We start from the raw sequence: 25,165 nt of genomic DNA on the forward strand, positions 1-25,165 counted from the left end.
ATTGTGATTTAGTTCCCAGGCTGAGCCTGGGAATGCCTAGGCTGAGGCATAGCCTCACGAATCTTGTTTGCTAGGGAGGAGGCACAGCCTTCCCTAATCTGTTACCAGGCTTAGCCTGGTAACGAAGTATTCCTTAGGCGACAGCCTTAGCTTCAGCCTTAGCCTCAGCTTTAGCTTCAGCTTTCTTGCTCCAAGGAGCGCCGATTAATCCCCAGGTAGGGCTGTTGAGTGCTAGATCCATGTCGCGAGCAAAGATAGCGAAGCCATCATAACCGTGATAAGGACCGGAGTAATCCCAAGAGTGCATTTGACGGAAAGGAAGACCCATCTTTTGGAAGACATACTTCTCTTTCACACCAGAGGCGACGAGGTCGGGCTTGAGTGCTTTGATAAACTCCTCGAACTCGTAAGCAGTAACGTCATCGAAAACGATGGTGCCGTTTTCAATGTAGTTAGTGGTACGTTTGTAGTCGTCATTATGAGCAAACTCATAACCTGTACCAATCATTCTCATTCCCAAATCTTGGAAAGCGGGAACAACGTGACGAGGACGCAGACCACCAACCATCATAGCTACAGTCTTACCTTCCAACCGTGGACGATACTTGGCAGTGATTTCATCCATCACTGGCTGGTACTTGGCGATGATCTTCTCAGCGTTTTCTTGGATCTTCTCGTCAAACTTGGAAGCGATTTCCCGTAAGGATGCAGCAATCTTGGTAGGACCAAAGAAGTTGTATTCCAACCAGGGTATACCGTAAGCTTCTTCCATGTGACGGCTGATGTAGTTCATCGACCGGTAGCAGTGAATTAGGTTCATCTTCACGTTTGGTGTCTGCATCATCTCGTGGATGGTACCATCACCTGACCACTGGGCGACCACGCGCAAGCCGAGTTCTTCTAACAGGATGCGGCTAGCCCAAGCATCACCACCGATGTTGTAGTCACCGATGATTGCGACATCATAAGGAGTAGACTCGAATTTGAGTGTCCCTTCTTTTCTTTCCTTATCGGATCTGCTGAACACCCAGTCACGAACCATGTCGTTCGCAATGTGGTGACCAAGAGACTGAGAAACACCCCGGAAGCCTTCGCAACGTACGGGTACAACAGGCTTGTCAATCTCTTTAGCTGATTTTCTGGCGACGGCTTCAATGTCATCCCCAATCAGACCGACAGGACATTCAGATTGAATTGAGACACCACGGTTGAGGGGGAAAAGTTGGTCGAGTTCTTCGATTAGTTTTATGAGTTTTTTGTCACCGCCGAAGACGATATCCCGTTCTTGGAAGTCAGAAGTGAAGTGCATGGTGCCAAAGGTGTCAACACCTGTGGTGCCGATGTAGTAGTTACGACGACCAGACCAAGACCAGTAACCGCAACCGACAGGACCGTGGCTGATGTGGATCATGTCCTTAATGGGACCCCAGACCACACCTTTAGAACCAGCGTAAGCACAACCACGAGCGGTCATCACACCAGGAAGAGATTTGACGTTGGACTTAACGCCGCAGTCGGACTTGCCTTCTTCGTATACGTTTATATGCTTTTCCCGCTTTTTCTTAGCTTTGTCGGGGTAAGCGTCTAGAACTTCTTTAACTACTTGTTTTCTTTGTTCTACGAGCGCTTTTGGATCTTGCTCGGAAGATTTTTTGTCATCTGTATATGTCATAGCGTTCCTTGCTGGTGAATTACTGGTGAGAAGGAAAGATGAAGAGCGAAGGGTGAAGAGTGAACCATTTATATTTCATTCTTTATTCTTCTGTCTTCAAAGGTGGGCTGCTTGCCCACCCTAGGGCATTGCTTACTTGGCAGCAGCTTCTGCAGGTTTGCCAATAATTTCTGCGTGCTTGGTATCGTCGTCGAGGATACCGAATTCTACGAGTAGGGCTTCTAACTCGTCCATTTCCAGAGGTGTAGGAATGGTGAGCTTGGTGTTTTCGACGACCTTCTTAGCTAATGTGCGGTATTCATTACCTTGGTCGCTGTCAGGTGCGTACTCGTTGACGGTCATCCGACGCAATTCAGCGTGTTGAACGATGTTGTCACGAGGTACGAAGTGAATCATCTGGGTGTTCAACCGTTCTGCCAGGGTTTCGATGAGTTCGATTTCCCGGTCAACTTTACGGCTGTTACAAATCAGACCAGCCAAGCGTACACCACCAGAGTGAGCATACTTGAGAATACCGCGAGCGATGTTGTTAGCAGCATACATCGCCATCATTTCACCGGAAGTCACGATGTAGATTTCTTGTGCTTTACCTTCACGGATAGGCATAGCGAAACCACCGCAGACAACGTCACCCAACACGTCGTAGGAAACGAAGTCTAAGTCTTGGTAAGCACCGTTTTCTTCCAAGAAGTTGATGGCGGTGATAATACCCCGACCGGCGCAACCTACACCAGGTTCAGGACCACCAGATTCCACGCACTTAACACCACGGAAGCCGGTGAGCATCACTTCTTCGATTTCTAAATCTTCCACAGCACCCCGTTCAGCAGCCAAGTGAAGCACGGTGGTTTGAGCTTTACTGTGCAGCATTAAACGGGTAGAGTCTGCTTTAGGGTCGCAACCCACAATCATGATGCGCTGACCCATTTCTGCCATAGCGGCAAGGGTGTTTTGGGAGGTGGTAGATTTACCGATACCGCCTTTACCGTAGAATGCTATCTGTCTGATTTTTTCCTCGGACATGATGAGTTTTCTCCTGCAATTAGATTGCTAATTAATTGGTTGGTTGGTTGGTTTGGTGGGTCTTTGCTTTTTGTGAGTCACGCCTATTAAAATTACAGCGTTGACCGTGTGTAGAACGAATCAGGTGGCATTGGCACTATGTGCCCGCCGGTGGCGATCGCTCTACCCCTGAAACTATCCAAAGCAAGAACATCATTTATCCTCGTTAAATTTGGTTGGGACTTTCTTTACAAATGCATCGGAATATGCATAAACCTGAAACACCAAGTAAGACTTGACCCTCGCTACTTAAACATTCAAAATTCAGTTCTGTTTTTGAACAAGCGAATTTTGAATTCGTAGCTTTGAAATCACTTGTTCAAAATAGCGCCCTTCAAACTTGAGACGCGAGCAAGTGCAGCGTTTGCGTCCTCTGGCGACACTCCACGCACAGCAACTGCATCACTCAGGTGTTTTGCAATATTATCGAAGTGTTGTTGTTGTAGATTCATACCTGTGTGTGTTGTTTCCATGGAACGACCCTTATATTGGTCTGGACCATCAAAAATCTTGGCGAAGAAAGCCACTTGTTTTTGACGCTGCTTATCCAAATCTGTATTAGCGAAAAAGTGATTGAGGGTGTTGTCAGCCATGATGCGTTTGTAGAAATCATCCACTATTTGCTCAATACCCTGTTGTCCACCAAGTTGGTCGAATAATGTGCTCATATCCTTTTCCTTTGAAGCGAGTTGGTTGGATACTGAAATTCGCGCACTTGAGCGCTAAAAACCTTCACTCTTGTTGCTCAAAGCGAGTGAATTTAGCTGTCGGTTTTTAGTAGAACTCAAGGGTTGATAAGGAAGACAATGATATGAGTCAAATCCTACTTGGTGTTTCAGGGTAATGCATATTAGAGTAGACTTGTAAAGTGCGTAAGTCTTAAAGCAATGATGGCTCAACTGCTTCTACCACAAGGTCTTTGCTTACGCGATCGCGCAATCTAGATTCAATTGCAATCTTAAGTGTTGCTGTGCTAGCAGAACACGAACCACATGCACCTTGGAGCAGAACTTTTACAGAATCACCATCTACGTCGTACAGTTCTACGTCTCCGCCATCGGCCATCAGAACGGGTCTGACTTCTTCATCTAAGACTTTTTGAATTAGTGCAATTTTCTGCACTGGTGTCAGAGGTTTTTGGGCTTGCTGACTAGCCGTATTCCTTTTCAAGGAAGTACCTGAAGGGGCAGCAGATTCTTGCCGTACAGATTCTATTATATCATCAATCGTTGCCAAACAAGATCCGCATCCGCCACCTGCTTTGACATAATTTGTGACTTCTTCGGCGGTGGTGAGATTATTTTCTCTAATCGCACGCTTAATTTTTGTATCGCTAATGCCAAAACAAGTGCAAACTAGCGCTCCTTCATCATCGTCTTCATGAACTTCGGGAGCAATACCTCGGTAATTATAGATAGCTGCTTCTAGCGCTTCTTGTCCCATCACCGAGCAATGCATCTTTGCTTGTGGTAATCCGCCAAGATAGTTGGCAATATCTTTGTTAGTGACCTTCAGGGCTTCGTCTAGGGTTGAACCCTGGATTAAATCTACCAAAGCTTCAGAAGATGCGATCGCACTCGTACAGCCAAAGGTTTGATAACGAGCTTCGAGGATTTTTTCAGTTGTTTCCTCAACTTTAAGGTGTAGTCTCAGGGCATCTCCACAAGCAATGCTACCGACTTCTCCAACAGCAATTTTGATTCCAGCTTCTGTAGAGTCTTCTAATTCCCCTTGATTTTTGGGATTGTAGAAGAGATCCATCACTTTATCTGTATAGTCCCACATAGCCGATTTCAGATTTGTTGATTTTGAACTTTGGATTAGATTATTGGAAAGTTGGGGGGGTAGGGAGCTTTCTCTCGAAAAGGCAGGGGGCAAGGGAGATCAAGAGTTAATGTCCAGCACGTTCTTCCTCTGCCTCTGGTGGGTTCTCCCTGCTCTTCCTCATTTGCCTACACCAAGCACTGATTTTTCTTGTTGTTGCAGCCAACCGACATTATCACTCTTGAAGGGTGAGAGGGCACGTAGACGCTCTATAATGTTAGGCATGACTGCCAGAACTGCATCAATTTCGGCTTCTGTTGTGTAACGGCAAAGGCTGAAGCGAATGGAACCATGCAAGATGGTGTAGGGTAAGCCCATTGCTCGCAAAACATGAGAAGGTTCCAAAGAGCCAGAACTGCAAGCAGAACCGGATGAAGCACAAATATTGTGTTTATTTAGATGAAGGAGAATTGCTTCACCTTCAATATATTTGAAACCAATGTTGGTGGTGTTTGGTAATCTGTATGCTGGATCACCGTTGACTTCGCAGTTGGGAATTGTGGTGATCAGAGTTTGCTCAAGGCGATCGCGTAACCGCTTCTCTCTGGCTGTCGCTTCTTCTAGATGTAATAATTCTAGTTCAGCTGCTTTGCCTAAAGCAACAACTCCTGGAACATTTTCTGTTCCTGCTCTTCTACCGCGCTGTTGTCCTCCGCCGATAATCATAGGACGGAACCGAACTCCGCGTCGTAGATACAATGCACCAATTCCTTTCGGTGCATGCATTTTATGACCAGATAGAGTGAGCATATCAATGGTGCTCGTCTTCATATTCATGGGAATTTTACCCACAGCTTGCACCGCATCGACATGGAAGAGTGCGCCACTTTCTTTTACGCGCAACCCAATCTGCTCAATTGGGAAAACCGTACCGGTTTCGTTATTGGCATACATAATTGTCACTAGGGCAGTATTGCCTGTCAATGAGGCTTCCAGTTCATTTAAATCCAACTGCCCTTGACGATTCACTGATAGATAGGTGACAGAATAACCTTGAGTTTCCAGCTGTTGGCAGACATTCAGCACTGCTGGGTGTTCAACTTGTGTCGTGATGATGTGTCGCTTTTGGGGTTGTGCCAAAAGTGCTGCACGAATAGCGGCGTTATCTCCCTCAGTTCCTCCACTGGTAAAGATAATTTCTGATTCATCAGCACCCAACAAAGCAGCAACTTGTTCTCGTGCAAGTCTTACTGCTTTACCAACTTGCCCACCAAAGGTGTGCATACTGGAGGGATTGCCGTAATAATCGCTGAAGTAGGGCAGCATCGCCTCTACAATTGCTGGGTCTACCTTGGTGGTGGCGTTATTGTCTAGATATATGCAGTCTTTGTGCATTGCTTCCAATCTAATTTGATTACAACCAAAAATTTATGAAAATCTGTATAAGATATCGGTTAAACAGTTATCAGTGAACAATTGATGATTGATGATTGATAACCCTATGCCTAACGCCACACCTTACGGTGAGTCCAGCGCTGGCTCTCCAACGCAATGGCTCCCCTCCTGCAGCACTGGCTCACTGATAACTGTTTACTGGTTCAAGCTTTTACTTTTGATGTTTGATGTTTCTGAACTTGTTCAGAGAATTTTTGGGAATAAAAGTTAAACCAGTTGTCCCAATATTCTTCTTTTTTTGTTAGTTTTGTTATGAGTCTATTGTAAGTATCAAACCAGGATTCCCAGTAATCTCCACGTTCTTTGACGCAACCATCGCAGGTGGGACAACCAGCCGCACACTGAGGGACACTATAAGTCGTATTATCACAGTTTGTGCAGAGGTTTGGGTCAATCCAGTGACGACCGTCAACTATTTTGACTGCACCAGTGGGACAGGCAGAAAGACATAATTTGCAGGAAATGCACTTGCTGGTAATTTTGTAAGCCATGACTATTCCCCTTACTATCTTATAAATTGTGGATTGGGAATTGGGTAGTGAGTACTAGATATTGGGTAATGGAGAGAAGGAAAAGTGAAAAGTTAAAAGTTAAAAATTCCTCAGATTTCTAACTTTTGACTTTTGACTCTATCCTTCAAGAAGCCGCCCAAATGGCGTCTACACTTCGTTCAAGGGCATGTTTTTGACCTTTTCGTTCCCTTGTTCCTGAAGATATTGCTGATAAAAATCTAAAGCAACCGTCTCAATCACATCGTAGGATTCAACCGTCTGAATTCCGAGTTTTTGCAATTTCTCTTTGGGACTATCACCCATTTTCGAGACCAATACTGCTTTGCAATCAGCTATTGTTTGAATGATATTTTCTAAAGTGGCTTTCTCGCCGTATCCACCTTGACAATAATGGTCAACTTTGCGATGTCCAACAAAAGAAACTTTATTGGCATCAACTTCATAAATCTGAAATTCCTTGGCATGACCAAAGTGCTGGTTAACCAATCCACCACCTTTAGTGGCGACTGCAACTAAGATTTTTGGACTATTTTCTACCGATGCGCCATTAATCGTCTCTACAGCAGTGAGAGCCTTTTCTTTGGCTACTTTCAGTTCTTCTTTAAACTTCTCAATTCCTGCATGAACTTCTTGACGTTTTTCCAGATCGTATTCTGAAGTCATTTCCATGAATTTATCCTTAGTAAATTCCTGGCTGCGGTCTTCACCCAAAAGACCAACTGCATCAGCACGACACTGACGGCAATGACGCATCATCTTCATGTTACCAGCGCAATTATCTTGCACAACCTTCACTTCTTTTGGTGTGGGACCGCGCTGACCAGTCAATCCAAAGTGGGTGCCGTGTTCTGGTGCAGAAATCAGCGGCATAATATTGTGAAGGAATGCGCCTTTGGAGCGAATGACCTGATTCACCTCTGTCAGGTGCTGATCATTAATACCCGGAATCATCACCGAGTTGACTTTGCACAAAATATCAGCTTCTTTGAGGGCTTGCAATCCTTCCATCTGCTTTTCGTGCAGAATTTTTGCTCCTTCGATGCCTCTATAACGCTTACGGTTGTAGTGAACCCAAGAATAAATTTTTGCCCCGATTTCTGGGTCTATCATGTTAATAGTCATTGTAACATGATCTATGTTGAGTTGTTTAATGCGATCAACATACTCAGGCAGCATTAAACCGTTAGTTGACAGACAAAGCTTAATATCTGGCGCTTTTTCTGCAATCAACTCAAAAGTGCGGAAAGTTTTCTCTGGATTTGCTAATGGATCGCCAGGACCTGCAATTCCCAACACCGTTAATTGAGGAATCTTGCCTGCAATCACTAAAGCTTTGTGTGCTGCTTCTTCTGGGGTTAGCAGTTCACTCACCACTCCAGGACGACTCTCGTTAGCGCAGTCGTATTTACGATTGCAGTAGTTGCATTGAATATTGCAAGCAGGGGCAACTGCAACGTGCAACCTTGCATAGTGGTGATGGGCTTCTTCACTGTAGCAGGGATGCTGGGCAATCCGTTGTTTCAGCTTTTCGTCCATTTCCACAGTGGCGCTGCTATCATCGTTGCATCCGCCGCAACCGCTGGATTTTGCTTTGGTTGGAGTGGATTCTGTTACTACTGGGGTAACGAGTCCTGTAAACTGTTGTGTCATTGAATTTCGCAAAAGGTCAGGTACTAACGTTGCCACCGTGGAAGATGCCATAGCCACTCTGTTGAGTTAAGAATCGAAGCCGCGTCTTGTACTTGCGCTGTTTACCCAAAGTTTTTAAGGGCTGGTAGTGTGTCAACGCTTTTTGACTTAAGGGAAGCGGGTAAAGGCGCGACTTCTGTTCACAGGGGCATGGTGCTATCTCATCCCTCCACTCACTCACTGCGCTGTTTGTGTTTGCGCTTTAAGTGTTGGCGATATAAGTTTTATATCAGTTGTCTTGAATAAGGGCAGCGCTTGTGGTCTGGATAGAATTTATTGGATTGATTAGAATTGTACTCAATACTAAAAACCTTTACCCTTTATGCATTTGAGGAGTCACAAAAATTTTTTATGGGTAGGGGAACTAGAATTTTTTGGTTGGGGTTCGAGTATTTATGGAAGTGGGGACAAGTATTTCTGTACTCATACAAAAACCAATCCCTGCAAGGACTTGAGCGCAATCTTAGCTTTTTTTTTCGGTTTTTCACCTTGTACTCAAAGGGTGGTGAAATAATATCTAGAGCATTGCCTGAAGAGAAAAAAATTCTGATTTTGGAAATCTGGAGCAGATCAAGGAGCGCTACTCCAGAAATTTGCGAAATTCAATTCTGTATACAGAATATCATTCTTTGGGAAGAAAAAATGCCATTCAAGTTTTTTTAATATTTAGTTGGTATTTAGTTGGTATACCGATCTTTGCTAGATATTGATAGGCTTTCCCTGATAAATTTCGGCTAGCTTTCAGGCGTAATCAAGAAAAATAAGGTTTCTTACCCAGTTGATTTGACCGATTAATAGAATAATATCTCAACTAACGGAGTTTGAACAAGTAAAATCTGGAATAAAGATATCTTTGAACATAATTTGGTCTCAAGTCAAGAAAATCATGATTATTGGTTCTGGAGGTGCACGTAAATCTACCCTTTCTTTCAAGAAACACAGGAGTGTAAGGGTGTAGGGGTGTAGGGGTGTAGGGGAGCCAGTACTTGATGAGGGTCTCCCCACCTAGGTATCTGGTGAGACCAGCGCGAATGACGGCTTTCCCGACAGAGGCGACTGGCGTATGCGCTTTGCGCACGCCCAGAGGTCTAAAGCGCAGCGAGACCGTTCGGCCACCAAAAGCAGTCAGGCAGTTTTTACAAGATATTTCTCGTTCTTTGGCTTCGGCAGAGAATGCCCAATAGATGCAGGGTGAAAAGCTACCAACACCATACTCTCGTTACACTGAGAAAAAATATTGTCCTAATTCTGCCCAAAAATCAGGGTACCAAGAGTAAAACTATGAAAGCAGTAGTTATCCGTCGATATGGCTCTCCTGAGGTGTTTCAGTACGAAGATGTAGAACCTCCAAAAATTAAACCCAATCAGTTACTTGTCAAAGTTCATGCGACTTGCGTTAATCCCGTTGATTGGAAAATGCGCAAAGGAATGTTGAAATTTATCACGGGTAACAAATTTCCCATGATTATAGGGTTTGATTTGTCGGGAGAAGTTATAGAAGTTGGTTCTCAAGTTACGCAATTCAAGGTAGGAGACGTTATCTACGGCTCTATTAGTCCATTGGGGGGAGCTTATGCAGAATTTGCAGCCGTTCCAGAAAAGAATGCTGCTCTTAAACCAACAAACATGACTTATGAAGAAGCAGCCTCTATTCCCGTAGCAGCACTCACTGCACTGCAAGGGCTGCGAGATTTGGGGAACATTCAACCAAATCAAAAGGTTCTTGTGAATGGCGGTTCTGGTGGTGTGGGTATTTTTGCAGTGCAAATTGCTAAAGCTTTAGGCGCACAAGTAACGGCAGTTTGCAGTACAAAAAATATTGATTTTGTAAAATCTTTGGGAGCAGACCAGATAATCGACTATACACAACAAGACTTCACCCAAGAATTAGGGCAGTACGACATCATTTTGGATGCAGTTGCTAAGCAGTCCTTTTCTGGTTGTAAACAAGCTCTAAAACCAAATGGAATTTACGTGACGACACTCCCTAGCCTTGAAAGCTTTGTCCAGATTATCTTGACAGCGCTGATTCCTGGTAAAAAAGCTAAATTTATCCTTGAAAGACCTAATACTCAGGACTTAGTTTACCTCAAAGAGTTGATTTCGGCTGGTAAAATTCGCTCAGTGATTGATCGCACCTACCCTCTACAAGAACTCGCCGCCGCTCATACATATAGCGAAACAGAGCGAGCAGTAGGTAAAATTGCCATTACCGTTGCGAATTAATGTGTGGAACTTTTGTGGGAATTCTTAAAATAACAGTCGAAAATTGTACTAGACAAGCCTGCATTTGCAGGCTTTTTCATTTCGAGAAGATGCAGAAAAAGCATAAAGATATTGCTTTTTCTTATATAAAACACTCAAAATTCTTATCCAAAGGGATAAAATAGATTTAACCGTTAATCAAACTACAATTGTAAATACATAAAATAGTATCTGCACTTACAGATAAAAACCATCAGATAAAATAGTAAAACTTGTCTTTTTTCAATTGTAGGAATACTATAATAAATAGTAATTGCATATACAGAACTTTTGCATATAGCTCTTTCGTCTTATGTCTGAGTACAGATGAAATCTTGTTAATTTATGCGAAAATTTATTGCCTAAACAGCAGAAAAGTCTTATGGCAAGCCAATTGCTATTGAGTACAAAAATACTTAATCCTCTCCCCCATAAATTCAAGTACCCTGATCCTGGAAATACTAGTACCCCTACCCCAAGACAAATTTTAAATTTCCATTAAATCAAGGTTCACACACACTTGAGTACAGCTTTAATCAATTCAATAAATTCAATCGGCGTTAGAGACACAGCCATCTTTGCAAATACCTGATATAAGCAGAGAATATAGCACACCGCTATTTTCATTCCTGCAAAACCGATGCAACAGCCCTTCGACTCTATCAGGAATTTAAAAATTGCAAAAATGCTGGGCGACAATCCACACTGGCTTTTTGCTATACTTTCTGGTGTTTATTTTGAGCCGCTATTAACTGATTTTCGCATCATATTTGAGCGAGATCCAGCAGCACGCAATTGGCTAGAGGTACTGTTTTGTTACCCTGGATTCCACGCACTATGTTTGCACCGGCTTGCTCATTCGTTGCACAGTCGTGGAGTGGTTTTTATCCCCCGCTTGATTTCTCACTTAGGACGGTTTCTGACAGGAATTGAAATTCATCCGGATGCGGAGATTGGTAAGGGTGTGTTTATCGACCACGGTATGGGTATTGTCATTGGCGAAACTGCTATCGTTGGCGACAATACGCTGATTTACCAAGGTGTAACCCTTGGTGGAACTGGAAAACAAAGTGGTAAGCGCCATCCTACCTTGGGGAAAAACGTTGTTGTAGGGGCGGGTGCAAAAGTTTTGGGCAATATTGAGATAGGCGATCGCGTCCGTGTCGGTGCAGGTTCCATTGTTTTACGCGATGTTCCACCAGATTCCACTGTTGTGGGAGTTCCAGGACGGATTGTTTCTCGCAAGCAAAATGAACAGCTCTCCCCCCTAGAACACGCAAAACTACCCGATTTAGAAGCGAGTGTCATTCGCTCTTTGCTGGAACGTATTGAGCAACTCGAACAAAAGCTACAAACTTTTACAAATCAGAAAACGAAAAAAGAATTGGTGACAAAGGAACGTTAACTATGTTGCAATCGTGTAGTTTCCAAGCCTCAGGCGAGCATATTGTGCAGATCCCCGTGAGCGATCGCAGGCAAATCTGTCACCGCTTGCAAGAATTAATGATCAACTGTTGGTGTCATCCTGATGGTTCTTTGCGGGTACAAGTGAATAGTTGTCTGACAGCTATTCTTGTCCGCAGTACCGTACTGCAATTTATGGGAAGTCGCCAAGAATTAATCGATTGGCTAGAAAAATGTTGGCAGGTTTAAATTTTTGAGGATTTTAATTTGAGATCAGCAAGCCTGAAAACAGGCGTGAGGTGTGAAAAGAAGTATGAAGGGTTAGGTTGACGTTCAGGTGTTAAAATTTTTCTTTTACCCTACTAGAAGGGGTACGGGGGTTTCTCCCGCCCTGGGAAAGTATCTGTAGCGTCTACATCCTTTATCCTTATACCTTTATACTTTATAGTTTTGGTAAAACTTTCTCTTATGGCAAACCATCAAACTCATGTAAAATTTATTGATTTTTTAGAAAAGGAATTTGCACTTTCAACTGTGGACATTTCTGTAGCATTACGTAAACATGAGTTAGATAATAGTCCTTTATCAATGCTTCTTTGGCAGTATGGCTTAGTTGACATAGAACAGCTTGAACGCATTTTAGATTGGCTAGAAGACCAATGTTAAACAATTCAAATTTTAGCTGATATAAATCAGCAGCAATCATTAAAATATTCAAGACTTAAGAAGACTGTAGAAATTCCAATTTGCAGTCAAAATGACAATAGAAAAATCTTGAATAACTTTAGGAGGATATGACGATGATTTCTAGCTTAATAGCCGGATTGGGCATTCTAGTGTTTTCCGGGCTTGCGAATACATATCTCAGTCATATGCTATTTGGTGAGACAGAATCCCCACCAGATAATAACAATTTGTAGTTGATACCAAATTCTTGTTTGATGGCATACAGATAGAGCAAGAATTATCAATTATCAATAGTGATATTTGGGTGAAAAGCCAAAATACAACAATCAAAATATTCCTATAATTCATGGAATAGATTTGACAACACAAGAGTGATTCATCTCCGTGTAAATTTACTTGCATTAGATTCCAGATAAACCGAAATCACCAAAAAAAGATTCTCGGTTCTGACCCTAATAAGTCTGAGTTCAATGCTTGTCATCATTCATCATTTTCTCAGAGGTATTTAAGATGAATCAAGTTCTGGTAAATGACACAACACTACGCGACGGCGAACAAGCAGCAGGAGTAGCCTTTAACTTACAAGAGAAAGTCGCGATCGCCAAGTTTCTCGATACCATCGGCGTTCATGAGTTGGAAGTCGGTATTCCGGCGATGGGTGAAGAAGAAACACGAGCGATATCAGCAATTACTCAGTTAGATTTGCAAGCCAAACTGCTTGGCTGGAACCGCGCTGTTGTATCTGATATTCAAGCTTCCATAGCTTGCGGTTTGAAGCGAGTGCATATCGCTATTCCCGTTTCTGGAATCCAAATCGCTGCTAAATTTCATGGTCAGTGGCGAGTCACTCTGCAACAATTGAGAGATAGCATTAACTTTGCTCTTGATAAAGGTCTTTGGGTGTCGGTAGGAGGAGAAGATTCTTCTAGAGCTGATGAAAACTTCCTTCTCGATGTTGCGCAATATGCCCAGGAATGGGGTGCATCACGGTTTCGTTTTTGTGACACAGTAGGCATTCTCGACCCCTTCAGCACATACACTAAAGTCAAAAGATTAGTGACGGCTTTAGTCATTCCCGTAGAAATTCACACTCACAATGATTTTGGCTTGGCAACTGCCAACGCTCTTGCTGGTCTTAAAGCTGGAGCCTTATCAGTCAATACTACAGTCAACGGGTTAGGCGAAAGAGCCGGAAATGCAGCTTTAGAAGAAGTTGTCATGGGTCTTAAACGCATACACGGCGTTAATATGGGTATTGAAACGCCTCGTTTATTAGAACTGTCTCGACTTGTTGCGTCTGCATCAGGATCTCATGTACCACCTTGGAAGGCAATTGTCGGTGAGAATGCCTTTGCCCACGAAGCTGGTATTCATGCTCACGGCGTACTGCAAAACCCCATCACTTACGAGCCGTTTGCTCCCCAGGAAGTAGGCTGGGAGCGGCGTTTGGTTGTGGGTAAGCATTCTGGTCGGCATTTATTATCTAGTATCCTGCAAGAGCATGGTATTTTTCTGAGTTCACAAGAAACTCAATCTGTTTTAGATGCGGTAAGACAAGAATCAGTAGAGAAAAAACGCAGTTTAACCGTGCAAGAACTGTTGGATTTAGTACAAGAACAACAGAGGTATTCACATGCGACCATCAGATGAAGTAGAACTAGAAGAACCACCAGCTTTTAATATTGGTGATAAAGTCCGATTGCGTAAAGTTATTAAGAACGATGGCACTTTTCCTGGTCAAGAGATTGGAGTTATCTTAGCGACAAAAGGAGATACTGGCTACGTTGCTAGTATAGGCACTTATTTACAAAGGTCCTATATCTATGCAGTCCATTTTTTGGACAAAGGATTTGTCATAGGTTGTCTCAAAAAAGAATTAGAACTTGTTGAGAAAGGGCAAGAACTGACTGAGGAAGTCTTATAAACTTATTTTTCTGAACAGAAAATCAGACATTTCTCAAATACATTAATCTCAACACTAGGAAGCGGTAAAATTCTTATGAAAGTCATGCTGCGTCAAAATGATGCTGGAAACTTGGTCGTCTACGTTGCCAAGAAAGACCTTGAAGAAGAAGTTGTCAAACAAACTGAAGGACCAGAAGGCAAAATTTTGACCTTAGCAAATGGCTGGGAATTAGCATTTACTAACTTGCCAGAATTGGTAGATTTACCTCAGACTGTAGAGGCTAAACGCCTTTCTTAGTTTAGCATCAAGCCTCTTGCAAAATTAAGAGGGAACAGGGAACAGGCAAGAAGGGAGGTGGTGTTTCTTTCATTTGTTACCAGCGTGTAACCGCGCACGAGTTTAAGGCTGAGATCTTGCACTTGTGCCAACAACCGCCTAGGGTTTAAACCCTAGTCTCATAGTCAAAGTCGTCTAAAGACGACTGCATAAGCCTTTGAGTCTACTTTAAGAGACTTGAAGTGTAAGCCTCCCAATTGATTCCGAGGCTGAGATCTTGCACTTGTGCCAACAACCGCCTAGGGTTTAAACCCTAGTCTCATAGTCAAAGTCGTCTAAAGACGACTGCATAAGCCTTTAAGTCTACTTTAAGAGACTTGAAGTGTAAGCCTCCCAATTGATTCCGAGGCGGACGAGGTTGCGTTGTTGAGAATGGTGCAAAATGTCAGTTAAAACGGAACGGCACATGCTACAAGTCGGGCTTTGCGTTTCCCTTCGCAGTGCCTCCTCAAAGACTAACAAGAGTCCGTTTTAACGGACTTGGACTTTGAGCCAAGAAATTTATTTCTTGGCGTTCTTGGTGGACAAAAATAAGAAAGCAAGATCTAAGTATTACGATTATTTGTGCCCACTTAAAAAAGACAACCCACACAAAAAATCCACTGATTAAAAAAACATGGGTCATCATTACTTGAAATTATCTGAATTTAACCTTGAAGGACAATTCCTGAGCTTTGTTGGTGATAGCCCAGGCAAATCCAAATACTTACAACTGGCGTTAGAATCTGAGGATGTACAAATCAAAATTCCCAAAGAATTACGTAAACACCTCAATTTATCTCTAATTCCTGGCGAGCAAATTCGTGTATTTGGTATCAGTAAGCTAGACACCCAAACAGGCGAAGTCAAACTAAAAGCTTTTAGCATAGCACCACTTGGTTTTTGTTCGACTCAAAAAACACCCGTTCAACAACACAAACGTGCTCCTAAGGCAAAGATTTTAACCTGCCAAAAATCTGGCTGTGTTAAACGTGGTGCAAAAAATTACTTGTCAGAATTAGAAAAGATTTTGTACACTCGCGGTTTATCAGATCAAGTCATCATTGAGCGGACTAGTTGTTTAAAATGTTGTAAAAACGCACCGAATTTGATTTTGCAAATTGGGACAAAAGAATATAAGAATCTTCATCCAGAGGCGATCGTCTCTTTACTGGAAGATTATTTGGTATCAAATCCGTGAGCAACTGAATGATAGCAATCGGTTCAGAACCCCGACTTCGTAAGAGTTGTCGGGGTTCTTGTTTGTTCATGGCAAATGGGATAAAAAAGCTTAAACCTCACCCTCGCTTGAATCGGCGCTAAAATCTTTCCCTCTCCTTAATAAGGAGAGGGATGCCCGACAGGGCAGGGTGAGGTAGAAATCATGAATGCAACCCGCGTATCCCTTTGGCTAACTTTTTCCGTAACCTCACCCTCGCTTGAATCGGTGCTAAAATCTTTCCCTCTCCTTAAGGAGAGGGATGCCCGACAGGGCAGGGTGAGGTAGAAATCATGAATGCAACCCGCGTATCCCTTTGGCTAACTTTTTCCGTAACCTCAACCTCCGCCAATGTAATGTATATTTGTTTGTCCCTACAATCTTCAACAACCAAGGTTCAGCATGACTCAACTCTCTACCGCCGAAATCGAGCAATATCGCGAAGTTTTGCCAAATGATGCATCTTTCCAGTCAGCACTCACTCAGCTCGAACAACACAACGGCGACATTGACTCTTATTTAGATGAGATTTTGTTAGATAAATTCGGTGCGACGAGAGACTATCAAAAATCTCTGCGGGAAGTGACACTCAAGCGGTTGCGCAAAGAACTCTGCGGCGCTGATGATAGTTTCCGTACCAAAGTGCAGGAATACAAAAGAAATCCAGCGAGTGCGCCGTTACTCACAGGGTTGATTGTCTCATTGCTTGGTATGACTGGAGTACCACTCGACCCTAACATTGCTACTGTTATTGTGTTGTACATTGTCCATGTCGGCATCGATATTTTTTGTGAGTATACCGAACCAGATGCTGATGCTTCGGGAAACCAACCACCAAAAAATCAATCCTGAAGCACCTCATCAAGCCTGATTTCCAACTACTCTGGTAATCTCTCTAATATCTCTCGTGCTTGCTCAGCCCTATATTCATCCTTATACTCAACATATATCTCCAAAGCTTTCTGCAAATTAGCCCTCGCCTCGGTGTAGTTTTCCTCTGCTTTTGCAAGCAATCCTAATTCCGCGTAGGTGTAAGCACTTAAATAACGATCGCCAAAATCGATATAGATTTGCAAAGCTTGTTGGTAATTGCACCTTGCTTCCTCATATTCGTGCAAGTTTTGGGCTACCTTTCCCAAGTGGTGGTAGGTGCGAGCACTTGAGTAGCGATCGCCAAAATCGATATAGATTTGCAAAGCTTGTTGGTAATTGCGCCTTGCCTCTTCAAATTCTCGCAAATCTTGGGCAACATACCCCAAGTTATTGTAGACGATAGCACACCAGTAGCGATCGCCAAAATCGATATAGATTTGCAAAGCTTGTTGGTAATTGCGCCTTGCCTCATCAAATTCTCGCAAATCTTGGGCTACTGCTCCCAACTGGTGGTAGGTGCCAGCACACCAGTAGCGATCGCCAAAATCGATTTTGATTTGCAAAGCTTGTTGGTAATTGCGCCTTGCTTCTTCAAATTCTCGCAACTCTTGGGCTACTGCTCCCAAGTTGTGGTAAGTGCCTGCACTTGAGTAGCGATCGCCAAAATCGATTTTGATTTGCAAAGCTTGTTGGTAATTGCGCCTTGCTTCTTCAAATTCTCGCAACTCTTGGGCTACTGCTCCCAAGTTGTGGTAAGTGCCTGCACTTGAGTAGCGATCGCCAAAATCGATTTTGATTTGCAAAGCTTGTTGGTAATTGCGCCTTGCCTCATCAAATTCTCGCAATTGTTGGGCTACTGCTCCCAACTGGTGGTAGGTGTCAGCTTTCCAAAGTTGTTTTTCTCTTTCTTCTACACCTCCAAGTACATCACAAATTTCCAAAGTCTTTTCGTAGGACTTTCTTGCTTGCTGGTACTGCTTCGTTTGCAGTTGACAATTACCCAGTCTTGCAATTGCCAATGGTATCTGATAACCTGATTCTCCCTGGATAAATGCTTGTGAATACTTTTCCAAACGTTGACAAACTATTTCTGCCAACTTCAGGTTACTTTGGTTATCGTTAATCAACTCAAAGTATTTTTTTAAACAAAAATATATGCTGATACTCTCTTGGTTATCCAAACAGATTTCCAGCGTATTGTAGAGATTTTCATACTCAAATTTGCAGTAGTTTATACCCCCTTGCCGCTCTTGCGCGTTCTTGGATTCCATCAATTCATTGTAATAATCTGCCAAATCTTGATAGTGCTTTTTAAATCCCTCTTGCAAAGTTTCACGGGTAGCATCATCAAGAACCTCTAACTTAGTTTTCAAAAAGTAGGGGAATACAGGTTGAATTGCCAGAAACGGTGAATCCTCTTCCCCCCCTCTCCTTGTAGGAGAGGGGCTGGGGGTGAGGTTCATCGGTGAAAGCAAACCCCAGTTAATTGCTTCTTGAATCGCCTCATCAAACTTATCAAAATGATAATCTTTGAATGCTTCCTGTGTTTGCAATTTTTTGATATAGTTTGGAATATCCCTACGGTCGATAAACCCACTAAAAGGAGCCAAGCACAACAGTAACTTTTGCGCCTCTGGTGAGAGATTGCTGTGGGAATATTCTACACATTTGAGAATACTTGTCGTCTTCTCCTCACTCCCCGTATCCAACTTCACATCAGCCGACTGCAACGCCGAAAGAATCTCCTTGGGCGATTGGTTTTTAAAATTCGCCAGCACGACTTCCATCGCCAAAGGATACCCCGCCAACAGTTTCATCAACTTCTGAAAATCTTCGTCTTGACGAATAACGGGAATACGTTTTTCTGTGACGTGGCGTTGGAGAATTGCCTGTGCTAAGTCAGAACGTGCTTCTTTGTCTAGCCCTTGCAATTCATAAATATTGTTTTTAAAAGTCGTTGCTTGCAACCAATCTTCACGACTGCGGGAACCCAGAATCACCCGCGTTCTTCCGCCTATCAATCGCGTCAAAAAATCTTTGATTTGGTTGCGTTCTGTTTCTGGTAGAGTATTTTGAATCGCCAGCGGTTGCCCAGTCACCGATTCCAAATTATCCAGAATCAAAATACAAGATTCAGCGCGGAGTGTTTTTAGTAACTTTTGCTTTTTGGCTTCTGGCAGCATCCGATGAAAGTTGTCAAACCTATCATAAATCTTGTTGCCAATCTCCCAGATGATTTGCTCTAAATTCCACGCCTTCTCGTCATACCCAAAATAAAAGATATCTTTTGCAAAACACGTCGTCTGCCACCATTGGCGCAAATATCTTAGCAGAGTGCTTTTACCTGTTCCCCCCATTCCCTGCAACAGCAAGATATTGTGTCGCAGCAATGACTTTTCAATTTTGAGAATCTCCAAATCTCGCCCGAAAAATCCATATTCTGGCGACGTGAAGCGATATCTTTCACCTTCAGTTTGCCAAAATTGCTCTTCTTCTTGTGGCGTGAATTCTCGCAGGTTCAACTTCACCGCTTGATTGCTGTAAACCACAGGTAGCAACCAATCTTCCAAATCAATGTGCTTGTTGAAATAAGCTTTGCGCTTCTTGTCATTAAAAAGTTCCAACCTGCCGAGGCGTATCGCTTCGCTGATATCCTTGTGATCAAAAAGATGAGCATAAACTTGCTGCATCATCAGCTTGGCAGCATCCACCATGACGGTATACCCCATCGCCACTACCATCTGCATCCCTGCAGCCATCAACTGACTTCCGAGACTGGTTTCTCTGTAATCTCCCCCTTGCCCTGGAGGCAAAGAAGCAGTAGAAGAAACCTGCTTCCCCGACTGACAAGCATTGAGAAGACACACAGGAATTTCCTTACCCGTCAGCAGATTCGCCAACTCCGTCGCCTCCACCGGATCTGCATCGCCTTTGGTTTCTCCTTCCAAAAACAGAAACGCCTTCACTCCGTCGTAAGGTTGCAAATCATTACGTCCCCATCTCAACTGATAAGCATAAGGATTTGCGGTTTCTTTTTGGATATCCTTATATTTCATCACCGCACCGTGGGTGTCAAAGTGGATGATGTGATAAAACCCCGCGCCTTTTTCTTCCAGATGTCTTGCTAGTGCTTCATAAGTACCTGGGCGCAGTAATTCCACATTCACCGCCAACTGACTATTCTCTATCGCGTCAATCAGCGATCGCGAAATGGTACGATAACCAACATCATGTTCTTCATTCGGTCGTGCTGTCACCACCAGTAAATTAATCACGGGTGACTGTGGAATGTTCGCCTGCTTTGCCCCACGTTTTACATTCCTACGCACCATCACACAGTCTACCGCCAATGGTCGCGGATAGCCAGGTTCCCACAAAGCTTCCCAGTGCAGTGCTTGAAAGTCCGGAGTTTTCCCGACAATTTCTATCTGTAGGGGATTATGCCCTTTGCGTAGCCGCTGATATTGACTATAAGCATCTCTATCTCTAAAAACTTGGTTAAATAAATTTTCCCCATACTTTTTAATACTGGCGGCTGCCCTTTCGGCTATGATCGTGTCGCTAAAGGGAAACTCCAGCCACTCTTCAAAATACCACTCCAGTTCTCTTTCTTCTTTAGAAGTGAATGGGTTAGTGATTGTAAGTGAATATTCTTCCTCTTCAAATCTCAGAGTTACCTCAAAGCCGGTGTCGGTTTTCTCTTCTTCCCGAATCGTGATGACTGGCATGGTGTGACACTTTTAACACAAAAAAGAATATTTAGTTATAGACTACACATTCGCTGTTTGCGTTTCCGTATAGCTGTATCATCTCCAGGGCAAGGCGGTTGGAAATTCTCTCTACTTACTGTCACTGCTGGTTCGCACTATTTATTACACGTACAACGTAGATTTTTTGGGCGTTTTTGAGTATAATTTAAAATAAATTAACTTTTTTATACCGTTTATTTTAGTGAAAACACTAGCAATTTTGTCTTTATTAACTTACAAACTGTCAGCAAAGTAGCCATCATGAACTGCGTACACCCTTCGGGGAGAACCTTCGGTTCCGCTTCGCTAACGGCAGTTGCTACCCTTCGGGAAGCCGCCTCCGGCGTCTACAAGTCGGGAAACCCGAACGCCAGATACCAAGTGAGGGAAACCCTCCTGCAGTACTGGCTCCCCAACGCACTGCCTCACCAGAACACATGAAAATACCTCTTAGCCTGTTCCCTGTTCCCTGTTCCCTGTTCCCTGTTCCCTATTTTCAAGTCAGGGTTTTCTACTATTAAACATTGGAATCGATTTATGTCAGATCCCAACATTGGTCGTTTACTCGGCAAACGCTACGAACTCCAGGAGATAATTGGTACTGGAGCAATGGGTAGAGTCTATCGTGCTAAGGACATTTTGTTGGGTGGCGTACCTGTTGCTGTGAAGTTTCTGGCTCTATCCACCCAAAATCAAAATCTGCGAGTGCAAGAACGCTTTGAGCAAGAGGCAAAAACCTGTGCCATCCTTGGACAGAAAAGCATCCACATTGTCCGAGTCATGGACTATGGCGTAGACGAGAATGATACTCCGTTCTATGTTATGGAATACTTGCAAGGAAGCAGTCTGAGCAATATCATCCGCCACCAACCACTCTCTTTACCAAGATTTTTGAATTTGGTGCGTCAAATTTGCTTGGGATTACAGTGCGCTCATAATGGTATCTTTGTACAAGGGAAAATATGTCCAATTATTCACCGCGATATTAAGCCCAGTAATATAGTGGTCATTCAAGACCATAGTTTCGGCGAATTAGTCAAAGTTCTAGATTTTGGTATTGCCAAGTTACTACATGCCGATAGCAGCTATACTGACTACTATTTAGGCACTCTTGCTTATTCTTCTCCCGAACAGATAGACGGTCAGGAATTAGATAACCGTGCTGACATTTATAGTTTGGGAGTCATGATGTTTGAGATGCTTACAAGCAAAATTCCCCTAGTCGCATCAACCAACTCTTTTGGAGCATGGTACAAAGTACACCACTATCAGCAACCACGTTCCTTTGCTGAAGTTGCACCCAATCTAGAGCTACCACAGAGTGTGAAAAATTTGGTTATGAGTTGTTTGGCTAAGACACCAAGCTCACGTCCCCAAAGTATAAACGAAATTCTTCAGGTTCTGCGATCTTTAGAACAGGGCGATGCTCCTCTGGAGCCGCCCCTTTGGGGCTCTCGCGCAAGTGAAACTTTGCCAAATATAAATCAAGCTCCAACTGTCTCTGTCTTAATCAAAACAGATGTTGATACCAAGTTGCGTTCAGAAATAGCATTTAGAAATGGGGGAGGAACCCAGACTCACACAGTCAGAGAGTCAGGGAGTGTGGAAGTGTGGGAGTCTGAAAAAATATCCTTTTCTCGCTTTTTTGCTCCTTCCTCATCGTCACCCCACATACTATCTTTGAATTCAACTCAGTATGACGACAACAGCCAAGCAGTGACGCTATCATCTGGATTGATACAGGAAATTGTACAGCAAGCTTGTTGGCCCTCGAATAAACCGATCGCCGATATCGTCTTTCCTAGTCCTCTGGGTTTGAATGGTAAGGTACTACCTGCCTTGTGGGTGATGCTACCGCATTTGGAAATTCAAAAGCGTTTGGTTTGTAAGCGCTATAATCAATTTCTTTTTATAACTTCTCCTCACCCCATGCTGCTATGGATTACCCTCATCTACAACGCTATGCATGGTGCAAAATGGCTAACATACTACATTGATCTCAAAACAACTTTCGGGCAAAAAATCACTCGCCTACTCAGACAAACAGGTTACTATCCAATACTGTTCTTTACTCGGGAGACACCAAATCGTTGTGTTGATGTATTATTCTCAAGTATTGCTTCTACACAACGCCTGTGGTTACATCACTGGGTAACGATGAGCAACAAGCTGGTATCTTCTGCCGAACCACAATTTAGTAAAACTTTACTTAAAACTGAGTATGAAAAGATCAAACCCCATATTTTGGCAAAGATACAAGCAATGGATACAGATTCATCATTTGACCTTTTCGGCTGAAAGGAATATACTACTCACCCGTGTGATTTCTACACCATCGTTCCATCCTTTTGTAAACTTTTTTTAACAAGATATGTATACAATCATGAACTAAGTTATAAGAAATATAAATACAAAGAGGATGAATAATGGAATTTAGAGTAAACTAATGACTGTGTTTACATGAGCTAGACTAGTTAAACGCTAGTTGATGGAAAACACGTGCAATGGCATTTATCCTCCAAACCTGCAATTTAGTAGCAGCGGAGTGTCGTAGATGCGTAAAGCGAGTGTGGCCCAATGTTAAGCAAAACGATATACGTCACAAAGTGAAACTCACTTGCAAAAGATGAATGATCGTTGGTAAAATCTCTAATCGTAGTTGATCATCTAAGTTGACGCCCCGGCATCCCCAGCTCCTTTCCTTCTTGGAAGTTAGCAAGAGAAGGAGGTCGCCTACTATGGCGGCGCTACTACTCTATGCTGCCCAGGTCGATCCTTCGTCTATTCCCCATTGGTGCTTAAGAAGCTGTTTATAAGTCGCTTCCCGAAGTACCATCTGCTCATAGAGCTTGACTAAAAAGTCTTTAGCTTGGTCGTGGCTCATATGCTGCACCTGAGTGGCGAATGAGTGAATGTTGAATTGCTGTTCGAGGCTCAGTTCGATTGGTTGATTCATGATGAACTCCTAAAAAGAAAAAGTAAAGGTGATATAGCCGTCGGCTGAACTAATAGGGTATATAGCTAAATTTTTATTTGTCCAAAATATTTTTACCTCCGTATTACGAACGATAACAATAGTTTGACAAATTGCCCATACCCTAATGGGTAATTTTTCGGTTGTGAGACCTTGTTGGTTAAGCCAACTGATATAGATCCCAAGTTTGTTGAGGCAGATTCCGGGAAAATATGGGTTTTTGAACCCTTTTTTTGGAGAAACTCCCTTAGTTTTCCCTAGTTTTAGATTCGGGCTGTTTAAAAATGTAGAAATTGTTACATAACTACACTGATATAGACAGAAGCTATTGCGCTCTTGTCCCACAAACCCTGTTTCTTTAGGGTATTTCAGGTAGGTAAGAATGAATTATATTCGCTCTACCTCATTGAGTGCAAGATGTCAATTACACAAAATAAGATAATTAGCCTCCTGAGTTAGAAACTTAAGAGGCTATAAGTATATGTATCAAACTGTAAACAGGAAAAAAGCTCAGTATGAACAAATTTTTAATGGTATGGAGCAATACGGTTCACTGAGTCACCGAAGAGGCAGAGGGGAAGGGCGCAGGGAGAGGGGGAGAAAACCATTAAGATGAATCCAGAAATCTTAGGCTGTGGATGCCTTGTTGAATCGGGCTGCGCGTCTGTCTGTCAATCTTTTTTTATTCAAAAAATTAATTTAGGGGCTTGTACCAATATCGCAGGGTAATTCTTTCTCCCTTGCTCACTGCTCCCTGCTCACGCCAGGTGCTACAACGGGGGGAACCCCCGCAACGCACTGGCTCCCCAGCATGGTTCAGTCATGCTAAAGCCAGATGCTTCAAGCTTCAGTTAAAGATTTTTTGGCTTCAGTTGCAACAGCTTCTACTTCATCATTCGCCAAAGTTTCCAAGATGGATTTTGCATCTGTACCGCCTAAACGATTTAAGGCTTGTACCAGCCTATAGCGCACTTGCCAATCTGGATCTGTTGCATAGGGAGCCAACAAGGGAATAGCCTGCAAGTCTCCCAATTCGCCAAAAGAACTAATGGCTGCAGTTTTGACTAAATCATTTTCTGAAGAAAGTGCCGTTTTTAGCAACTCAAAACTTCTTGGATCGTTCAACTCTCCGAGTGTAGCGATGATGCTGAATTGTACAATCCACTCGTTGCTGGTTTGGTAGAGTTGTTGTAAATCGTCAAAAGCCTCACGCAGCCCAAGAGCACCCAAACAATCTGCTGCGGCTGCTTGAACATCAGCTTCGGGATCATTGAGCAAGCGATCGCGCAATATGTTTAGAGATAAATCTAAATCTTGTTTACCCAGGGTATCCAACTGACTCACAGCTGAGTACCGTACACGGGAATTGCTATCATTTACGGCATTTTGAACCAACTCAAAACCTAGCTTTGGCTCTAATTGACGAATTTGGTTGACTGCTCGCAAGCGATCGCCTAAATCTTGAGATTCCAGCAGTTGCTTGACAGATTCAGGAGTAATACTCATTTAATTATCCTAATTTTCAAAAATGTTTTCAAAAAATAGTTAACCAGTTATCAGTCATCAGCTCATTTTGGCTTGATAACTGTTCCCTGTTCCCTGTTCCCTGTTCCCTGTTCCCTGTTCCCTGTTCCCTGTTC

At 43.1% G+C, this 25,165-nt stretch carries 20 protein-coding genes; 10 read left to right on the forward strand and 10 right to left on the reverse strand.

Translation table 11 applies throughout. From position 1 onward, the window contains the following. Nucleotides 1-133: 133 nt before the first annotated feature. From nifD to nifB, 7 genes are all read right to left on the reverse strand, one after another. Complete coding sequence (nifD, locus tag AC5JM2_RS36195) at nt 134-1,672, reverse strand: nitrogenase molybdenum-iron protein alpha chain (RefSeq protein ID WP_495841099.1); 1,539 nt, start codon at nt 1,670-1,672, stop codon at nt 134-136. A gap of 132 nt (nt 1,673-1,804) precedes the next feature. Continuing rightward, a complete protein-coding gene (gene nifH / locus AC5JM2_RS36200) occupies nt 1,805-2,695 on the reverse strand; it encodes a nitrogenase iron protein (RefSeq protein ID WP_210619459.1) in 891 nt (296 codons plus the stop codon). Nucleotides 2,696-3,045: 350 nt separating this feature from the next. Then, nucleotides 3,046-3,402, reverse strand: a complete 357-nt coding sequence (locus tag AC5JM2_RS36205; RefSeq protein ID WP_495841102.1) for a group I truncated hemoglobin — start codon at nt 3,400-3,402, stop codon at nt 3,046-3,048. A gap of 211 nt (nt 3,403-3,613) precedes the next feature. Further along, on the reverse strand, nt 3,614-4,519 hold the full coding sequence (gene nifU / locus AC5JM2_RS36210) for a Fe-S cluster assembly protein NifU (protein WP_495841103.1): 906 nt from the start codon (nt 4,517-4,519) through the stop codon (nt 3,614-3,616). A gap of 159 nt (nt 4,520-4,678) precedes the next feature. Further along, nucleotides 4,679-5,893, reverse strand: coding sequence for a cysteine desulfurase NifS (gene nifS / locus AC5JM2_RS36215; RefSeq protein WP_495841104.1), 1,215 nt, complete (start codon nt 5,891-5,893; stop codon nt 4,679-4,681). 203 nt (nt 5,894-6,096) lie between these two features. Then, on the reverse strand, nt 6,097-6,444 hold the full coding sequence (locus tag AC5JM2_RS36220; RefSeq protein WP_495841106.1) for a DUF362 domain-containing protein: 348 nt from the start codon (nt 6,442-6,444) through the stop codon (nt 6,097-6,099). A 168-nt stretch (nt 6,445-6,612) separates the two neighbouring features. After that, nucleotides 6,613-8,115 (reverse strand): nitrogenase cofactor biosynthesis protein NifB, encoded by a 1,503-nt coding sequence (gene nifB, locus AC5JM2_RS36225; RefSeq protein ID WP_495841134.1) that lies wholly within the window; start codon nt 8,113-8,115, stop codon nt 6,613-6,615. Nucleotides 8,116-9,435: 1,320 nt separating this feature from the next. Between nifB and AC5JM2_RS36230 the strand changes: the two genes are divergently transcribed. The 9 genes from AC5JM2_RS36230 (at nt 9,436) to AC5JM2_RS36270 (ending at nt 16,781) form a co-directional block, all read left to right on the forward strand. Next, nucleotides 9,436-10,380 (forward strand): NAD(P)-dependent alcohol dehydrogenase, encoded by a 945-nt coding sequence (locus AC5JM2_RS36230; RefSeq protein ID WP_495841108.1) that lies wholly within the window; start codon nt 9,436-9,438, stop codon nt 10,378-10,380. Between the two features lie 658 nt (nt 10,381-11,038). Next, the gene (cysE, locus tag AC5JM2_RS36235) at nt 11,039-11,803 is read left to right on the forward strand and encodes a serine O-acetyltransferase (RefSeq protein ID WP_495841110.1); all 765 of its coding nucleotides are present in this window, start codon (nt 11,039-11,041) and stop codon (nt 11,801-11,803) included. Nucleotides 11,804-11,805: 2 nt separating this feature from the next. After that, nucleotides 11,806-12,051: an Asr1405/Asl0597 family protein gene (locus AC5JM2_RS36240; RefSeq protein WP_169266004.1), complete on the forward strand. Its 246-nt coding sequence runs from the start codon at nt 11,806-11,808 to the stop codon at nt 12,049-12,051. Between the two features lie 219 nt (nt 12,052-12,270). Further along, nucleotides 12,271-12,468 (forward strand): DUF2949 domain-containing protein, encoded by a 198-nt coding sequence (locus AC5JM2_RS36245; protein WP_210619496.1) that lies wholly within the window; start codon nt 12,271-12,273, stop codon nt 12,466-12,468. Between the two features lie 531 nt (nt 12,469-12,999). Further along, a complete protein-coding gene (nifV, locus tag AC5JM2_RS36250; protein WP_495841113.1) occupies nt 13,000-14,139 on the forward strand; it encodes a homocitrate synthase in 1,140 nt (379 codons plus the stop codon). Continuing rightward, nucleotides 14,123-14,413 carry a nitrogen fixation protein NifZ gene (locus tag AC5JM2_RS36255; RefSeq protein ID WP_495841115.1) on the forward strand — a complete coding sequence of 97 codons (291 nt, stop codon included), beginning with the start codon at nt 14,123-14,125 and terminating at the stop codon, nt 14,411-14,413. Before nifV ends, AC5JM2_RS36255 begins: the two co-directional genes overlap by 17 nt. A 75-nt stretch (nt 14,414-14,488) precedes the next feature. Next, nucleotides 14,489-14,692, forward strand: a complete 204-nt coding sequence (gene nifT, locus AC5JM2_RS36260) for a putative nitrogen fixation protein NifT (protein ID WP_169266000.1) — start codon at nt 14,489-14,491, stop codon at nt 14,690-14,692. Nucleotides 14,693-15,347: 655 nt separating this feature from the next. Further along, nucleotides 15,348-15,911 carry a (2Fe-2S) ferredoxin domain-containing protein gene (locus tag AC5JM2_RS36265; RefSeq protein WP_495841118.1) on the forward strand — a complete coding sequence of 188 codons (564 nt, stop codon included), beginning with the start codon at nt 15,348-15,350 and terminating at the stop codon, nt 15,909-15,911. 420 nt (nt 15,912-16,331) lie between these two features. Continuing rightward, a complete protein-coding gene (locus AC5JM2_RS36270; protein ID WP_495841120.1) occupies nt 16,332-16,781 on the forward strand; it encodes a hypothetical protein in 450 nt (149 codons plus the stop codon). Nucleotides 16,782-16,807: 26 nt separating this feature from the next. Here AC5JM2_RS36270 and AC5JM2_RS36275 read toward each other — a convergent pair whose 3' ends face one another. Next, nucleotides 16,808-20,530, reverse strand: a complete 3,723-nt coding sequence (locus AC5JM2_RS36275) for a CHAT domain-containing tetratricopeptide repeat protein (RefSeq protein ID WP_495841122.1) — start codon at nt 20,528-20,530, stop codon at nt 16,808-16,810. A gap of 558 nt (nt 20,531-21,088) precedes the next feature. On the opposite strand from AC5JM2_RS36275, the gene AC5JM2_RS36280 reads away from it, so the two are divergent. Further along, nucleotides 21,089-22,849 (forward strand): serine/threonine-protein kinase, encoded by a 1,761-nt coding sequence (locus AC5JM2_RS36280; protein ID WP_495841124.1) that lies wholly within the window; start codon nt 21,089-21,091, stop codon nt 22,847-22,849. Nucleotides 22,850-23,306: 457 nt separating this feature from the next. Here the strand turns inward: AC5JM2_RS36280 and AC5JM2_RS36285 are convergent, their stop codons facing one another. Then, nucleotides 23,307-23,507 (reverse strand): NblA/ycf18 family protein, encoded by a 201-nt coding sequence (locus tag AC5JM2_RS36285; RefSeq protein WP_495841126.1) that lies wholly within the window; start codon nt 23,505-23,507, stop codon nt 23,307-23,309. An 858-nt stretch (nt 23,508-24,365) separates the two neighbouring features. Next, nucleotides 24,366-25,031 carry a phycobilisome degradation protein NblB gene (nblB, locus tag AC5JM2_RS36290; protein ID WP_495841128.1) on the reverse strand — a complete coding sequence of 222 codons (666 nt, stop codon included), beginning with the start codon at nt 25,029-25,031 and terminating at the stop codon, nt 24,366-24,368. Nucleotides 25,032-25,165: the final 134 nt, after the last annotated feature.

The sequence above is a fragment of the Brasilonema angustatum genome, assembly GCF_059505445.1.

Excerpts from the sequence above, each read along its gene's own strand:
- nifD (WP_495841099.1), bottom strand. The coding sequence starts at position 1,672 with ATGACATATACAGATGACAAAAAATCTTCCGAGCAAGATCCAAAAGCG.
- nifH (WP_210619459.1), bottom strand. The coding sequence starts at position 2,695 with ATGTCCGAGGAAAAAATCAGACAGATAGCATTCTACGGTAAAGGCGGT.
- AC5JM2_RS36205 (WP_495841102.1), bottom strand. The coding sequence starts at position 3,402 with ATGAGCACATTATTCGACCAACTTGGTGGACAACAGGGTATTGAGCAA.
- nifU (WP_495841103.1), bottom strand. The coding sequence starts at position 4,519 with ATGTGGGACTATACAGATAAAGTGATGGATCTCTTCTACAATCCCAAA.
- nifS (WP_495841104.1), bottom strand. The coding sequence starts at position 5,893 with ATGCACAAAGACTGCATATATCTAGACAATAACGCCACCACCAAGGTA.
- AC5JM2_RS36220 (WP_495841106.1), bottom strand. The coding sequence starts at position 6,444 with ATGGCTTACAAAATTACCAGCAAGTGCATTTCCTGCAAATTATGTCTT.
- nifB (WP_495841134.1), bottom strand. The coding sequence starts at position 8,115 with ATGACACAACAGTTTACAGGACTCGTTACCCCAGTAGTAACAGAATCC.
- AC5JM2_RS36230 (WP_495841108.1), top strand. The coding sequence starts at position 9,436 with ATGAAAGCAGTAGTTATCCGTCGATATGGCTCTCCTGAGGTGTTTCAG.
- cysE (WP_495841110.1), top strand. The coding sequence starts at position 11,039 with ATGCAACAGCCCTTCGACTCTATCAGGAATTTAAAAATTGCAAAAATG.
- AC5JM2_RS36240 (WP_169266004.1), top strand. The coding sequence starts at position 11,806 with ATGTTGCAATCGTGTAGTTTCCAAGCCTCAGGCGAGCATATTGTGCAG.
- AC5JM2_RS36245 (WP_210619496.1), top strand. The coding sequence starts at position 12,271 with ATGGCAAACCATCAAACTCATGTAAAATTTATTGATTTTTTAGAAAAG.
- nifV (WP_495841113.1), top strand. The coding sequence starts at position 13,000 with ATGAATCAAGTTCTGGTAAATGACACAACACTACGCGACGGCGAACAA.
- AC5JM2_RS36255 (WP_495841115.1), top strand. The coding sequence starts at position 14,123 with ATGCGACCATCAGATGAAGTAGAACTAGAAGAACCACCAGCTTTTAAT.
- nifT (WP_169266000.1), top strand. The coding sequence starts at position 14,489 with ATGAAAGTCATGCTGCGTCAAAATGATGCTGGAAACTTGGTCGTCTAC.
- AC5JM2_RS36265 (WP_495841118.1), top strand. The coding sequence starts at position 15,348 with ATGGGTCATCATTACTTGAAATTATCTGAATTTAACCTTGAAGGACAA.
- AC5JM2_RS36270 (WP_495841120.1), top strand. The coding sequence starts at position 16,332 with ATGACTCAACTCTCTACCGCCGAAATCGAGCAATATCGCGAAGTTTTG.
- AC5JM2_RS36275 (WP_495841122.1), bottom strand. The coding sequence starts at position 20,530 with ATGCCAGTCATCACGATTCGGGAAGAAGAGAAAACCGACACCGGCTTT.
- AC5JM2_RS36280 (WP_495841124.1), top strand. The coding sequence starts at position 21,089 with ATGTCAGATCCCAACATTGGTCGTTTACTCGGCAAACGCTACGAACTC.
- AC5JM2_RS36285 (WP_495841126.1), bottom strand. The coding sequence starts at position 23,507 with ATGAATCAACCAATCGAACTGAGCCTCGAACAGCAATTCAACATTCAC.
- nblB (WP_495841128.1), bottom strand. The coding sequence starts at position 25,031 with ATGAGTATTACTCCTGAATCTGTCAAGCAACTGCTGGAATCTCAAGAT.